General features: G+C 66.0%; 13 protein-coding genes. 10 read left to right on the top strand and 3 right to left on the bottom strand.

The features are described from left to right. The first annotated feature begins 363 nt into the window (after positions 1-363). Entirely contained in the window at positions 364-1,317 is a 954-nt protein-coding gene (locus G6N50_RS09600; RefSeq protein WP_232068924.1) for an alpha/beta fold hydrolase, read from the top strand. On the opposite strand, the gene G6N50_RS09595 is transcribed toward G6N50_RS09600, so the two are convergent. Then, positions 1,306-2,490 (bottom strand): ATP-grasp domain-containing protein, encoded by a 1,185-nt coding sequence (locus G6N50_RS09595; protein ID WP_083099603.1) that lies wholly within the window; start codon positions 2,488-2,490, stop codon positions 1,306-1,308. The genes G6N50_RS09600 and G6N50_RS09595 overlap by 12 nt on opposite strands. 50 nt (positions 2,491-2,540) lie before the next feature. Further along, the gene (locus G6N50_RS09590; RefSeq protein WP_169926985.1) at positions 2,541-3,692 is read right to left on the bottom strand and encodes an alpha/beta fold hydrolase; all 1,152 of its coding nucleotides are present in this window, start codon (positions 3,690-3,692) and stop codon (positions 2,541-2,543) included. A gap of 153 nt (positions 3,693-3,845) precedes the next feature. On the opposite strand from G6N50_RS09590, the gene G6N50_RS09585 reads away from it, so the two are divergent. Next, on the top strand, positions 3,846-6,389 hold the full coding sequence (locus G6N50_RS09585) for an excinuclease ABC subunit UvrA (protein WP_083099607.1): 2,544 nt from the start codon (positions 3,846-3,848) through the stop codon (positions 6,387-6,389). Between the two features lie 63 nt (positions 6,390-6,452). Here the strand turns inward: G6N50_RS09585 and G6N50_RS09580 are convergent, their stop codons facing one another. Then, positions 6,453-7,181: a TylF/MycF/NovP-related O-methyltransferase gene (locus G6N50_RS09580; protein WP_083099609.1), complete on the bottom strand. Its 729-nt coding sequence runs from the start codon at positions 7,179-7,181 to the stop codon at positions 6,453-6,455. A 357-nt stretch (positions 7,182-7,538) separates the two neighbouring features. On the opposite strand from G6N50_RS09580, the gene G6N50_RS09575 reads away from it, so the two are divergent. From G6N50_RS09575 to G6N50_RS09540, 8 genes are all read left to right on the top strand, one after another. Then, positions 7,539-8,861, top strand: a complete 1,323-nt coding sequence (locus G6N50_RS09575) for a hypothetical protein (protein ID WP_142275793.1) — start codon at positions 7,539-7,541, stop codon at positions 8,859-8,861. Between the two features lie 197 nt (positions 8,862-9,058). Further along, on the top strand, positions 9,059-10,060 hold the full coding sequence (locus G6N50_RS09570) for an AAA family ATPase (protein ID WP_083099613.1): 1,002 nt from the start codon (positions 9,059-9,061) through the stop codon (positions 10,058-10,060). A 17-nt stretch (positions 10,061-10,077) separates the two neighbouring features. Next, positions 10,078-10,944, top strand: a complete 867-nt coding sequence (locus G6N50_RS09565; protein WP_083099615.1) for a DUF58 domain-containing protein — start codon at positions 10,078-10,080, stop codon at positions 10,942-10,944. Continuing rightward, positions 10,934-11,407: a hypothetical protein gene (locus tag G6N50_RS09560; RefSeq protein WP_083099617.1), complete on the top strand. Its 474-nt coding sequence runs from the start codon at positions 10,934-10,936 to the stop codon at positions 11,405-11,407. Before G6N50_RS09565 ends, G6N50_RS09560 begins: the two co-directional genes overlap by 11 nt. Further along, positions 11,398-12,375 carry a hypothetical protein gene (locus tag G6N50_RS09555; protein WP_083099618.1) on the top strand — a complete coding sequence of 326 codons (978 nt, stop codon included), beginning with the start codon at positions 11,398-11,400 and terminating at the stop codon, positions 12,373-12,375. The genes G6N50_RS09560 and G6N50_RS09555 overlap by 10 nt, the downstream gene beginning before the upstream one ends. Further along, positions 12,372-13,298, top strand: a complete 927-nt coding sequence (locus G6N50_RS09550; RefSeq protein ID WP_083099620.1) for a hypothetical protein — start codon at positions 12,372-12,374, stop codon at positions 13,296-13,298. Before G6N50_RS09555 ends, G6N50_RS09550 begins: the two co-directional genes overlap by 4 nt. Beyond that, positions 13,295-14,029, top strand: a complete 735-nt coding sequence (locus G6N50_RS09545; protein ID WP_170298337.1) for a hypothetical protein — start codon at positions 13,295-13,297, stop codon at positions 14,027-14,029. The genes G6N50_RS09550 and G6N50_RS09545 overlap by 4 nt, the downstream gene beginning before the upstream one ends. A gap of 20 nt (positions 14,030-14,049) precedes the next feature. After that, on the top strand, positions 14,050-14,436 hold the full coding sequence (locus G6N50_RS09540; protein ID WP_083100287.1) for a YchJ family protein: 387 nt from the start codon (positions 14,050-14,052) through the stop codon (positions 14,434-14,436). Positions 14,437-14,467: the final 31 nt, after the last annotated feature.

The following is a 14,467-nucleotide window of genomic DNA, read 5'->3' as shown; positions in this document are numbered from 1 at the left end:
TACTGAGCCCGTACCGAAGACGTATCGGCAATGGTCAATTTCACTGTGTTACAGGCGATTTGAGCCATCCCAGCTAGCGGTTTTGCCTGGTCGGCGCGGCGCTGGATAGGGGCTCATAATCCGTTGGTCGCGGGTTCGAGCCCCGCCCGCCCTACATAGAACCATGTATGACGTCGGTTGATGCTCGACGTTTCGGCTTCGGGTGATGCCTGACAGTGTTTCGGTTGATCCTTGACACTCCCTGGATGAGGGAGGTGCGCGTGGCCGAACAGCGGTGTCACTCCGGTAAGTGCGGGAGGCCTGTCCCTTCTGAAGTGAGCACGGTTCGCAGCAGGTCGCGCCCGGCCGGCATGATGCAACCCCTTGGGCAACAGCGCGCCCGCCTTTGGCAACCGGAGCTACTCTCGCAGCGCCGTTATTACAGTTGAACTAATGACCGATGCAACGGGCGCAACGCCGGACGACGGCTTCGAGTTTGTCATCGCAGAACCGGGGGTCGAGCTCTCGGTGCAACGGTCCGGCGAAGGCCCGACCGTTCTATTGGTCGGCGGCCTCGGCATGCCGAGCATCACGTGGAACATTTGCGGACTTCCCCAGTCCCTCGTCGACGCGGGATTTCAGGTCATCGCATACAACGCGCGCGGCATCTCGCCCTCCTCTGCACCGGCCGCGCCGTACTCGGTGGCGGACCTGGCCGCCGACGCCGCCGCCATCCTCGACCATTTCAAGGTCGACCTGCCCACCGTCGTCGGCTACTCGATGGGCTGTTACACCTCGCAGGCGCTACTGCGTAGCCGACCCGACCTGGTGCGTGCGCTGGTCTTGTTCGCCGGGCTGCAGCCCTCGCCGGTGGGTGAGATGGTGGGGGAGATGGAACTTCGCCTGATCGAGCGCTATGGCGAATTGCCGCGCGAGGTATTGGTTTTCGAGCAGTTACTGACCACCCTTCACCTGCCGATGCTGCAAGATCCGGCAACCGTGCGGGGCTGGCAGCAAGCGCTGTCGGCCGGCTATGAGAGCGGTTGGGCAGGACAGGAGGGTTTCAAGGGACAGCTGACGGCGTCGCAGCAGTGGATCACGTCCGGAGAACCGACCCCGGAGCATCTCGGCGCGATCCAAGTGCCCACGCTCGTCCTGGCTTTCGAACACGACCTGTTCTTTCCGCCGGCCCTCTGCGAGGCGACGGCTCGGCTGATCCCCAACGCGGAGTTCGTACGGATCGACGGCGCAGGCCACGGCGGCATCTTCACCGCACCCGGTGACAGCGTCGCCCGGATCACCAATTTCTGCCGCGCGCAGCGCGATTCACAGCGGTAGGTCGCCGCCGTCCCAGTCGTGATCGTGCATGAACGCGTCCGGGATATTCACTTGATAACGAGCCGCCTCGGTGAAAATGGTTGCCGCGACGAGCGGCAGCGCCAGGGTCGGCCCGAGATCGCTGCGGGTGAAGACGGCGTCGTCGGTACGGCGGTAATCTCGCAGGAATCCGCGAAAGGTGTTGCCCTCCAACGACGATTTGCGCCACCCATACATCAGCATCCCCGGGCCCAGCATCTTGCTTACACCGGGCCGGGGTGTGATGACCTCGTCGTTCACGCCGAAAAATGCCCTGTCGACCCGCGTTTCCGGGTCGAACAACAGGATTCCGCTGGTTGCCCGCGGATTGCATTCGACTGTGAACAGCCCTCGGCCGGGCACTTCGATGAAGTCCAGCCCCATCTGCCCGGTGAAATTGAACGCCTTGACGCATTCGCGCGTCCATTCGGCGATGCCCTCGTGCTGGACGGACTCGAAGAACAGGCACGACGTGCCGTCGATCGCGTAACGCACCGGGTAAAGCCCGTGTGCTTTCACCTGACCGTCGTGGCAGACGGAATACGAGCAATAGTTCGTGCCGTCGGCCCACTCCTGGGCAATCCACGGATTCCCCTCTTCGAAACTCAGGCCGCGCGGCAGTTCACCCGGACGCACCTTGTGGACGTCCTGCGAACCGCGCGAGTAGACGCGCTTGAGGGCGAAGGGCCGGTCGAAGTCCAACGCTTCGAGCTCCTCCTGGCTGCGGACGAGCGCGAAGTCGAGCGTGGGCATGCCCAGCGTCTTGAGCGCGGCCTGGAACTCGTACTTGTTTTCCAGCCGGGCCTCGAGATCGAAACTGGATAAGAACAACTTGTGGCGGTCCGGGAACAGGTCGGGGTATCGCTTGATCGTGTTCGCCAGGATCTCGGTCCCCTCGTGGACCGTCACGACCATGTCGACGCCCTCCTCGCGGACGATGTGCGCGAGCGCCTGTGTCCACTCGACCGGTTCATACCTCGGCCGCGGTGCACGGAACGTCCCCCGGACCGCCGATGAGAACCTGGATACGGGAAACCGCACCGAGTCCGTGATCAGCACGTCGTGTCCCGCGGCGCCCATCAGGCGGGCCAGGTGGAGTGACAGATATGACCGACCGAAGGTGATCAGCACGGTCTTTCGACCAAATCCGGACATCGAACCTCCCGTTGCGAACGCCCGCCCCACCACGCGCTATCCAGCGGTGGCTATTTGCGATGCTCCGGCTCGATCCGGGTGTTCTGCCGGATCACCGATCGCGCCTGATGCAGGTGCTTGGCCGCCCACCGGCGATACGTTCGTCGGGCCCAGGACATCCGCTCCTGTGAACGCTCCGTACGGCGCACCCGTTCGAGGTCGACATGGTCGAGCTCCTCGGCCCCGATCTCCACTCGGTCGCGACCGTGGATGAACTCCAGGACCAGCGCATCGGGGTCCAGCAATTCGCGTTCCCACGCCTCGTGGTCATCGACGTCCGCGATGCCCATCGTGTCGGCGGCGTTGCGAAGCACCTCGCCCAGTTCGCCGTCGAGCAACTGACGAAACGCGTCGGCGCCCTGCCGCGGATTGGCGATCATCCACGAGTGGTACGCGTCCGGCACTTTGTAAAGCGTGGCATCGGACTCGTTGGCGATGTCGCGCGCGTGTGGGAACGGCACGATCATGTCTTTTTCGGCGTGCACCACCATCGTGGGCATCCCCTCGTCGCGCATGGTGTGCAGCATCGGCGTGTAGTCACCGGATTCGATGATGGCCTTGATCGTCCGGACGGCCCCAAGGGGATAGCGCAGGTTCGGCACCGCCACGGCCGCGAGCACGCGGAAGTATCCGAGTTGCTCCCCGGGTGTGAGCTGCGTCGGGTCGCCCAGTGTGTCGCGGACCGCGGTATAGGCGGCGCCCAGCGCCTTCGTCGGGGACTTCACCAGTTCTGGGATGGTCGTGTCGAACCGCGCTCCGGCCGCCGGGTCGAACAGCACGGCGGCGAGGACCCGCTCGGGCGCGCGTGCGGCCAGCTGGATTGTCATTCGCCCGCCCATCGAATGGCCGACGAACAACGCTTGTCCGATGCCGAGGGCGTCCAGCGTGCGCAACACCGAATCGGCGCGATCGGTGAAGCCGTACGCGTCGCTGGGCAGTCGCCCGGTGTCGCCGTGACCGGCGGCATCGACGGCGACGACCAGAAATCCCATTCCGGCGATCCGGCTGAGCATCCGTAGATATGCCCGACGGCTCAGTAGGAGCCCGTGCATGAATAACAGCGGCACCCCGCGGCCGCCGACCGAAAGTCCAATCCGTCGCCCGTCGTCGAGTACCACGACATGATGGCTCAAGCGGATGCGGCTTGGTGATGTCTCCGTCATGGCCACGGCGGAATTCCCGGCCGGGCAGGCGTTAAAACGGGATTGCAGACCAAAACCCGCCGGTCACTGATCGGGGCTCATGCGATCGCTGCGCTGTCGAGCAGCGGCCATCGCGCTTGTGCGGCCGCAACTCGGGGTATCCGGCTGGGCAAGATGACACAGATGTCCTATCGAAGCACGGACGAAATCGACCCTTGTGTGCGTGTTTACGGTGCGCGGGTCCACAACCTGCGGGGCGTCGACGTCGTAGCGCCGCGTGACGCGCTGGTGGCGTTCACCGGAATCTCCGGATCCGGCAAATCGTCGTTGGCGTTCGGGACCATCTATGCCGAGGCCCAGCGCCGCTACTTCGAATCGGTCGCTCCGTACGCCCGTCGCCTGCTATTGCCAACGGGCGCGCCCAAGGTCGATGACATCACCGGGCTACCGCCTGCCGTCGCACTGCAGCAGCGCCGGGGTTCGGCGACGTCGCGCTCGACGGTCGGCACCGTCACCACTTTGTCGAACCTGCTGAGGATGCTCTTCTCCCGCGCTGGGACCTACCCGCGGGGGGCCACGGAACGGCTGGACTCCGATGCGTTCTCGCCCAACACCGCGGTTGGGGCGTGCCCCGAATGCCACGGCCTGGGACGAATCCATCGGGTGACCGAAGAGACACTGGTGCCAGACCCCTCGCTGACGATCCGCGAAGGCGCCGTCGCCGCATGGCCGGGCGCGTGGCAGGGGCAAAACCTCCGCGACATCCTCGTCACGCTGGGGTACGACATCGACAAGCCGTGGCGGAAACTTCCGAAGCGGCAACGCAATTGGATTCTGTTCACCGATGAGCAGCCCACAGTCGAAATCGATCCGAGCCAGCACCCGGTGCAGGCCGATTATTATTACAACGGCACGTTTTCCAGCGCCGAACGCCACGTGCGCCACACGTTGGCCAATTCCCACAGCGCGATGATGCGTCGTCGCGTACTGCAATTCGTCGACAGCGTCGAGTGTCCGGTATGCGACGGTTCCGGGTTGCGGCCGGAGGCGCTGAAGGTGACATTCGCCGGGCGCACCATCGCCGACTACACGGCAATGCCGTTGGCCGACCTTGCTGAAGCGTTGCGCCCGACGGCTTCTCGGACCGATGCCGCCGCCGCGTACGAGTCAACGCAATCAGGCGAGCTGACGGAGGTGGCGACCATGATCGCCGCCGACCTCGTCGCACGCTTGCAGGTGCTCATCGATCTCGGCCTCGGCTATCTCACGCTGAGTCGCCGCACTCCGACGGTGTCACCCGGCGAACTGCAGCGGTTGCGGCTGGCCACTCAACTGCGCGCCGGCTTGTTCGGCGTGCTCTACGTGCTAGACGAGCCGTCGGCCGGACTGCACCCTGCCGACGCCGAACCGCTGCTCGAGGTGCTCGATCGCCTGCGGCGCGCGGGCAATTCGTTGTTCGTGGTCGAGCACGACATGGACGTGGTGTGCCGTGCCGACTGGGTCGTCGACGTCGGACCTGGGGCCGGAGAGCTTGGCGGGGGCGTACTCTACAGCGGGCCGGTGCCGGGTCTCGCCGACATCGAGGGGTCGGTCACCCGTAGGTACCTCTTCGACGGGGCCGGGTCGCCGCCTCGTCAACCGCGCACGCAGTCCGGGTGGCTGCGGCTGCGCGGGGTCTGCTTCCACAATTTGAGAGACCTCGACGTGGACCTGCCGCTTGGTGTGTACACCGCGGTCACCGGAGTTTCGGGTTCGGGCAAGTCGACGCTCGTCGTCAAGGTTCTCGGCGATGTGGTGCGCAGCCATCTCGGCATCGGACGAGCAGCCGAGCCGGTCGAATCCGATGACGACGAAGCCGACAGCGGGATCGCCGATCTAGATCGCGACGCGAGTGTCGGTGTGACCGCAGAGGGGGGCAAGGAGATCAACCGGCTGGTGTCGGTCGACCAGCGCCCGATCGGACGCACGCCGCGCTCGACGCTGGCGACCTACACCGGCTTGTTCGACGCCGTGCGCCGTGAATTCGCCGCGACCCCGAAGGCGCGTCGCCGCGGTTGGACAGCGGGCAGGTTCTCGTTCAACGTGGCTGAAGGTCGCTGCTCCACCTGTCAGGGTGAGGGGTTCGTCTCGGTCGAATTGTTGTTCCTGCCAGGCACATACGCCACATGCCCGGCGTGTCAAGGAGCGCGTTACTCCGACGAGACCCTCGAGGTGCGCTATCGCGACCGGACGATCGCCGACGTGCTCGCGATGACCGTCGATGAGGCCTCGGAGTTTTTTGCCGACGTCGCCAGCGCAGCGCGGAGCCTGACCACGCTCCGCGAGGTCGGACTGGGGTATCTCCGTCTCGGGCAGCCCGCCACCGAGCTGTCGGGTGGCGAGGCGCAGCGGATCAAGCTCGCCGCCGAACTGCAGAGACCTCGGCGAGGGCATACCCTCTACGTCCTCGACGAGCCGACCACCGGGCTTCACCCCGCCGATGTGGATTTGCTCGACCGTCAACTGCACCGCCTGGTCGACGCGGGCAACACCGTGGTGGTGGCTGAACACGACATGCGTATGGTCGCGGGAGCCGACTGGGTGATCGACTTGGGGCCGGGGGCCGGCAGCGACGGCGGCAGGGTCGTTGCGGCGGGTCCGCCGAAGAAGGTGGCACGTGCGAAACACAGTCGCACGGCGCCGTATCTGGCGAAGCGGTTGGCATTGGCTGATGGTTAACCACTCGCGGCGCTGTAGATAGTCAAAGCATTGCACCGGCTTAGGCGTCATTGACAATCGAGTTCAAGCAATCTGGACAACCGCTTGTTCAAAATACTGGTTGTAGGCAAGATAGACAGGCTTTTTCCCCGTCGAGTCTAGAAACTCCTGGAATGCCCTGAACTCATGTTCCTCGGCCCCCGGGTAATTGTAAAACTCATCGAATACGATGATCGTGCCTGACACGATGTTATCGACCAACTGCTTGAAGATCTCCTTCGTCGATGCGTAAATGTCACAATCGACATGCAAGAAGGCGATCGGCGCCGATTTCAGAACTTGTTTCTTGAACTGTGGAAGGGTTTCATGAAACATGCCCTTTACCAGGGTCACATTGTGGAGAACCGGTGGCGTCCACCCCTCGGCGTTAACCCGAAAAGTACCTTTTGCGACGGTGATATCGGTGCGACCCCATTGTTCAGGAAGTCCGTCAAAGGAATCGAATCCCCAGATATGTTGCTCTGGATTGAGTGCGGCAACAAAATTGATGGTTCTTCCGGTGCATACGCCCATCTCTAGAAATGCCCCTCGCAACGTAACATGGTCAGAGCCGAATTTGAGTAAGGCCGCATCGGTGTTCAGGGCTTTTGCATTGTTAAAGTACTTGCTTACCATCTCCCGCGCTGCCGGCGAATCTCGATAATCCTTATCCATCGGGTAGAAGTTAAGAATCTGATGCCCTTTATGCCATTCATCGCTTACGATGGGCATCTTTACCAATTGGGCCCAGTTGAATCCAGTGCTATGCGTCATGCGCTCAACCTCCTCGCCGGATGACGCAGCATGATTAATCGGCAGCGTAGAGGCTTGGCGCGTGATGCACGCCGGAAGTGTGAAGATTTCGGCGACATCCCAGCGCTCGATGTCTCACCAAGCTCGCCATCGCGGCCAGCTGATCGCATCCGCCGCCCCGGGCGCCCGACATCCCGCCGGCCCTACAACGACACTGCTGCGACACACAAACATAAAGATTCCGCAGCGACCCCTCGCACAGTAGTCTTATTTGATTCTCAGGTGCCAGCGTCTCCGTGAAGGAGAGGGATCGTGGGGTCTCAGAGAGTCGTCGTTGGTCGGCCGGACCGGCTCCCGCTGGCCGCGCGGGCGTCCGCTGTGCCCGCAACGATCCTCGATCTAGGCGGTCGATATCCGGGCGCCGCGGTAATGTTCGCGGCGCCGCTCACGGTGGCCGGCATCTGGGGGATGGTCACGCGCCCATCCTTGGCCCTCCCGCTGGTCCTGCTGGCCGGCGCGGCTCTGGTGTTGATTGATTTCTTAGCCGGCCCGTACAGACAGGCTGAGCAAAAGGCGCGGGTCGCGGCCGGCACCCAGAGCCCGAACCGTCAGCCGCGCGTCAATCAACCCAGGACGCAGCTCACGCCGAAGCCGCCGCAGCTGAAGTTGGAAGCGTATGCGGGCGCGGAGACGGCGGAGGCCGAAGCCGCCGCGGCCCAGGCGTTGGCCGCCGAAGCCGAAGCGCTGGCCGCCGAGGCGCGGGCGCGGGCCAACGCGGCCGCGGCCGAAGCCCTGGCAGCGGAGGCGGAAGCGCTGGCCGCGGAAGCCGAAGCGCTCGCCGCCGAGGCTCGGGCGCAGGAAGAAGCCGCCGCCGCCGAAGCGCTGGCCGCCGAACCCGAAGCCGTGGCCGCCGAGGCTCGGGCGCAGGCAGAGGCCGCCGCCGCCGAAGCGCTGGCCGCCGAGGCGCGGGCGCGGGAGAAGGCGCACGCGGACGCCGCGGCCGCCGAAGCGCAGGCCGCCGAGGCGCGAAAGCGGGCCAAAGCCGCCGAAGCCCAAGCCCTGGCCGCCGAAGCCCAAAAGCAGGCCAAAGCCGCCGAAGCGCACGCGCTGGCCGCCGAGGCGCGAAGGCGGGCGAAGGCCGCTGAGCCCGAAGCGCTGGCCGCTGAAGCACGGGCGCGGGCAGAGGCCGCCGAAATCCAAGCGCTGGCCGCCGAGGCGCAGGTGTTAGAGCGGGCGCGCGCCGAAGCCGCCGAAGCCGAAGCCCAGGCCATCGAGGCGCGGAAGCGGGCAGAAGCCGCCGAAGCGCAAGCGCTGGCCGCCGCAGCGCGGAAGCGGGCGGAAGCCGCTGAAACCGAGGCCCTGGCCGCCGAAGCTCGGAAGCGCGCCAAAGCCGCAGAGACCGAGGCGCTGGTAGCCGAGGCGCGGGCGCGGGCGGAAGCCGCCGAGACCCAAGCGATGGCCGCCGAGGCGCGGGCGCGAGAGCGCGCGCACGCAGAAGCCGCCGAGGCCGAAGCCCTGGCGGCCGAGGGGCGGGCACGTGCGGAAGCCGCCGAAACCCGGGCTCGGGCCGCCGAGGTTTGGGCGGGAGCAGAAGCCGCCGAAGCGCAGGCTCGGGCCGCCGAGGCGCGAGCGAAGGCAATCCGGCTGCGGCTCGAGGCTGAAGCCAAATTAAAATGGCCCCCGCAAGGGAACAGCAGGTAATCGGTAGCTCGTCGTTCCGTCCGCCATTGCCGATGAGCGCAGGCCTTCACTTCCAGACTGACGAGCGTAAGCCCACTGCGGAAAATCACGTCGAATTTCGCAGTGGCCTTACGCTCGCGACATGCTGACCAGACGCGCGCAGGCGTTCGCGCACGTCGACGTGTGGAAAACCGGCGTCTGGGTATCCGAGCGGGCGTATGATTACAACACAAACACAACCGGATCAGCGCGAACTCGACAGTGTCCGGGGGATCGTCGACGCGATCTCCGGGGCGTTCACAGCCAAGATCGTCGGCCAGCGCGACCTACGCGAGTCACTGCTGATCGGTCTGCTTGCGGGCGGTCACATCCTGCTCGAAAGCGTGCCGGGGTTGGCCAAGACCACCGCCGCCAAGGTGCTCGCCGAGTCGATTCACGGCCGCTTCCAACGCATCCAGTGCACGCCCGACCTGCTGCCCAGCGACATCATCGGCACACAGATCTATGACTCGGCGACCAACTCGTTCGTCACCCAACTAGGTCCGGTGCACGCCAACATCGTGCTGCTCGACGAGATCAACCGCTCTAGTGCGAAGACCCAGAGCGCGATGCTCGAGGCGATGGAAGAGCGGCAGACCACGATCGCCGGGCAGGTGCACCCCCTCGAGGATCCGTTTATGGTCGTCGCTACTCAAAATCCCGTCGACCAGGAAGGCACCTATCCGCTCTCCGAGGCGCAGACCGACCGCTTCCTGCTCAAGGAGATCGTGCGCTACCCCTCCCCCCAGGAGGAGGTGGAAGTGATGTCGCGGATTGACGCCGGCATCTACGACCCGAGGCGGCCCACTGCGCCGGTTGTCAGCCTCGATGACGTCCTGCGGGTGCAGCAGGTGGTGCGCCATGTCCACATGGATCGCGCGCTGATGCTCTACGCCAGCCAGTTGGTCGACGTGACTCGCCATCCCGAGCGGGCCCTGCCCAAGCAGATCGCGCGCCTAGTCGAGTACGGTGCCAGCCCGCGCGCCACGATCGCATTCTGCAAGGCGGCTCGGGCACAGGCGGTGCTGTCCGGGCGTGCGCACGTGCTGCCCGAGGACATCGCAAAGCTCGCGCACCGGGTGTTGCGGCACCGGCTCATCCTCGGATTCGAAGCGGCCAGCGCCGATATCACCGCCGAGGTCGTGGTCGACGCCGCGTTGCGAGCCGTCAGGGTCCCCTGAGGTGCCAGACGGTCACCTTGGGTAAGCACCTCAACCGGGCCAAGGCCCACTTCGGCACCGACACCCGCGGCCTGCTCGAAGGCGGCCGCTACGCGTTACTGCATACGCGCAGCATGGAATTCGACGACCTGCGCCCGTACGTTCCCGGCGACGACGTCCGAGACATCGACTGGAAGGCCTCGGCCCGTTCGGGCGCCGTGCTCATCAAGCGGTTCGTTTCCGAGAAGCACCACAAAATCCTGCTCGTCGCCGACGCGGGTCGCAACATGTCGGCGCTCGCCCCGAGCGGGGAATGCAAGCGCGACGTCGCCGCGCACATCATGGGCGCGGTGGGCCTGATCGGCCTACGGCGCTCCGATCAGATCGGCATGGTCTATGGCGATCGCCGCGGCTGCGTGAACATCCCCCAGCGGCGCGGCGAGTCGCACATCGAGGGACTACTGCACCGCTGGTACCAGCACACCACGGCCAACCCCGGCCGCAGCGACGTCACCGCCCAACTCGACTACGTCGCAACGCATTACCGACACACCATGTTGATCATCGTGGTGTCCGACGAACCCGAGGTCGACGACAGACTCAGCGCAGTGCTCGCCAGATTGGGCGGGCGCCACGACATCATGTGGGCGATGGTGTCGGACATGCCCGCGGTGGGCCCGGACAACACCGACGGGTACGACGTCGCCACCGGTCGTTTCGTCTTCAATGGAGCCGACCTCGGCCCCCGGGTCGTCACCGCTTACCGCCGCGCCGAGCGGGCCCGTCGCGACCGTCTCGATGCGTTCCTGACCGGTCATGCGATTCCCCATGCGACGATCCCCGGCAGCAATGGCATTCGGCGCGAACTCGTTCGACTGACCGAGGTGGCGGCTCGTGCCGGATGATCTGCTGCGATACCTGTTCGGGCCGCAGCCGTACTCATCATGGTGGCTGTGGTTGGCCGTCTTGCTGATGCTTGCCGTCAGTGGTTGGTACGCAGCAGTTTTCGTGTGGACCCTGCCCTCGCACCAATTGCGGCGCATCCCGGCCGTACGGCGAGTGCACGCCTGGCTGATTCGCAACCGGTTCGCCCGCGGCGTGCAAGGCATCGCCGACGAGCACGCCGCCGGGCGGATGTCGGCTCCGGCGGCGTGCGGGGCGATCAGTAGGACGGTGCGAAGCTTTCTGCATCAAGCGACCGGGACGAGAGCCCAGTACTTACACGTCGGGGCCATGGCAGACGCGAACCTGTCCGCAGCCGAGCCGCTGCTGACCCGGCTCGGCAACGCGCAATTCAACGCCGAGGCGCGCGTCGACGTCGCCGACGTGAGTGCCCAAGTGCAGGAGTTGATCCGCACGTGGACCTGAAGTGGTGGCCGGTAGCGGCCACCGGATCGGCCTGCTTTGTCGCAGTCGTGGCGCTGGCTGCGTTGCTGCCCATGAGCGCCGCCCGCCGGCGGCTGCGCCCGTTGGCCAACGTCGCCCGGCTGACCCGGTTGCCCGAGTACGCGAAAGTGGCCCGACTGCGGTCGCTGTCGACGGTCGTGACCCTGGTGGTGCTGACGGTCATGTTCGGTGCCGCCACCTGGGCGGCCGCCCGTCCGACTGTGGCCGGCAACGATTTCGACGCCGTCCACCCCGAGGACATCATGCTGTGTGTCGGGCAGCCGGTGACCGACGCGGTGACGGCCGAACTGCTCGACTATTTCGCGCGCCAGACCGCCACGTCCCCCCAAGCCCAACGCATCGGCCTGACGTCGGTCAACCGCCGTCTGGTCCCGCTGACGCGCGACCACCAGTACGCCGCGGCGCGATTCGCCGACTACGTCGGTGCTCCGAATGCGCAGGCGGCGTCGTTCACCCCCCCGGTGCCCTACACGGACTACGCGACTAGCGTCAATGACGTTCTAGCACTGTGTCTCTCAGGGTTCTCGGCGACCGAGCAGCGTGACACGCATCGGCGCTCGGTGATATATCTCGGACCGTCGGAGCTTCGCGCTGCCGGGGAGTCGCGTCCTTCCCTGTTCACCGACGAAGCTGCGCGAGAACTGGCCGGACGGGCCGGCGCACAAATCAATGTGATCGACACGGCCCCATCGTCCACCAGCGGTGCACTGGTCGCGTTCACCGAGCACAGCGGCGGCCGGTACGTCAGACCAGGGACGAAATCAGTGACCGCGGCACTCAACGAGATTCGGACGCACACCCCGCCAGCGCGTCTCGCCAACGGCACCGTAGTGACAGCGGACTTTCGGGATGCGCCGATGGCGCCGCTGGTGATCGCGCTGTTGGCGGCGGCTGTGCTCTCGGTAGCCCTCCTGGTGTTGCGCCGATGACGTTTCAACCCGTGCTGCCCTGGCCGATCCTCGCGGTCGTCACCGGCGCGCTCACCCTGGCGCGACTCGTCGCGCTGCGCCAGGTGCTCCTGTCGGCGGGAAATCGCCGCGTGCGGACTGTCCTGCGGTGGAGCGGCGTGACCCTAGCGGTGCTGCTGCTCATCGCGGCGATCACCCGCCCGGCCATTCACGACGACGAAAGCCGCCGAAGCGCAACGTCTGCGGCCGGCGCGAATCTCAACGTGTTCCTGATCGTCGATCGGTCGGCCGACTCGGGCATTCAGGACTACGGCACAGGTGAGGCGCGGATCGCAGGGATGCGTGACGACATCGCGGAACTGATCAAGCAGTACCCGGCGGCGCGGTACGCGCTCGTCAACTTTGACGCGAAAGCGTCGCTGGATTGGCCCCTGTCACAGGACGTCTGGAGCCTGCGGCCGACCATCGCTGTTCTCAGGTCAGGCGCGAGTGGCTCTTCTGACGTCAACGCCGCCGCGGCCGACAACGTGTTGCGATACCAGTTGGTGCAAGCGGCACAGCAATACCCCGGGTCGCGGAACGTCGTGCTGTACTTCGGTTCCGGTGCACCCGGGTCGCATGCGCCGCAGGGCGACTTCGACCTCACCCAGGGGTCGGTGGCCGGTGGAGCGGTGCTGGGCTACGGCAGCAGCGCCGCCATAAACGAAGCCGAACTGCGGCAAATCGCCGGACAACTCAACGTGCAGTACCTACACCGGGACGCCGGTCAGCCGTTGCGGCCGAACTTGCCCGACACGCCGCACGGCAGCGGAGTCGGGGCTGCACGGATCGAGTTGTACTGGCTGCCTGCGCTGCTCGCGGCGGGGCTACTGCTCGCCGAGATTTACCTGTCGGTCCGCGAGTTCCGGCGCGGCCGCATCGCCCGACGGGACTTGGCACCGTGACGATCCGACCGGCGCGATTGCGACTGCGACGGCGACTCTTGCTCTATTCGGCGCCGTTGACCATCCTCGCACTCTTGGTCGCCATCAAGCTCATTTCCGTTGTAGCCGCCGGGGATTCCGCCGTCTCCGCCTTTTCGAGCGGCGACGGGAAAGCCGTGCAGGCCGATGCGGCCATCCTCGGCGTGGCCAACGTGGTGGAACCGGCGAAGGCGCAGTTCGCAGCGGGCGTCGCCGCTGTGCTCGACGGCCGGCTCGGCGACGCCGACACCCACTTCGCCACCGCGCTTGCCCGCACCGACGCTGACCACTCCTGCCCGGTGCGGGTCAACCTCGAACTGGTTCGCGAGACCCAAGGCGACCGGGCCGCGGCCCAGGGTGACCGGGCCGGCGCCGACGAACGCTACGCGAGTGCGCTGTCTATCGTGGACGCCGCGCCCCATGGCTGCTTCGCGGGCAACAACGATCCGGACTCGCAGCGGCGAGCCATCCGGCAAGAGGCCGCAAACCGGTTGGCCGCCAAGCGAACTGCCCCGCCACCCGCAGAGCCACCACCCCCACCACCCCCACCACCCCCACCCCCAGCGGCGCCACCCCCGCCACCGCCGCCGTTCGCCACCGTCACACCCGACGGCCGGGAGATCCCGCCACGAAGGCTCGACCCGGCCAACGGCGATCCCATCGACAAGTTGCAGCAGCTACTACAGGACGCCGCGGGCGTCACAACGCCGTAGCGGTCTGTCAGGCTCTTGACATGAACGAACCGTGTCCGTGCGGCAGCGGCGCCGACTATCGCGCCTGCTGCGGTCCACTTCACCTCGGTGAATCGCAGGCCCGGTCGGCCGAGGAATTGATGCGGTCGAGATATTCGGCCTTCGCCTACGGGGACGCCGACTATCTGTTCCGTACCTGGCATCCGCGCACGCGGCCGGCCGATGTGACCGTCGACCCGGACATCATCTGGACCGGCTTACAGGTATTCGACGCGTGGGCGGGTGGGCCAGACGATGATTCCGGCGAAGTCGAATTCACGGCCCGCTTCGAGTCCGCGGGCCACGCGGGCAGCATGCACGAGCGCAGTCGCTTCGAGCGCCGCGCCGGCCGATGGTTATACCTCGATGCCGTCACGGAAGATTCGTAGCCGCGTTGGCGTTCACCCTTGAAGGCACGTA

Source organism: Mycobacterium mantenii (assembly GCF_010731775.1).
GTDB classification, from domain to species: domain Bacteria; phylum Actinomycetota; class Actinomycetes; order Mycobacteriales; family Mycobacteriaceae; genus Mycobacterium; species Mycobacterium mantenii.
Note: the sequence above shows the minus strand (reverse complement) of the source record. Positions and strands in the feature narration are given on the sequence as shown.

Excerpts from the sequence above, each read along its gene's own strand:
- G6N50_RS09595 (WP_083099603.1), bottom strand. The coding sequence starts at position 2,490 with ATGTCCGGATTTGGTCGAAAGACCGTGCTGATCACCTTCGGTCGGTCA.
- G6N50_RS09590 (WP_169926985.1), bottom strand. The coding sequence starts at position 3,692 with ATGACGGAGACATCACCAAGCCGCATCCGCTTGAGCCATCATGTCGTG.
- G6N50_RS09585 (WP_083099607.1), top strand. The coding sequence starts at position 3,846 with ATGACACAGATGTCCTATCGAAGCACGGACGAAATCGACCCTTGTGTG.
- G6N50_RS09580 (WP_083099609.1), bottom strand. The coding sequence starts at position 7,181 with ATGACGCATAGCACTGGATTCAACTGGGCCCAATTGGTAAAGATGCCC.
- G6N50_RS09570 (WP_083099613.1), top strand. The coding sequence starts at position 9,059 with ATGATTACAACACAAACACAACCGGATCAGCGCGAACTCGACAGTGTC.
- G6N50_RS09550 (WP_083099620.1), top strand. The coding sequence starts at position 12,372 with ATGACGTTTCAACCCGTGCTGCCCTGGCCGATCCTCGCGGTCGTCACC.
- G6N50_RS09540 (WP_083100287.1), top strand. The coding sequence starts at position 14,050 with ATGAACGAACCGTGTCCGTGCGGCAGCGGCGCCGACTATCGCGCCTGC.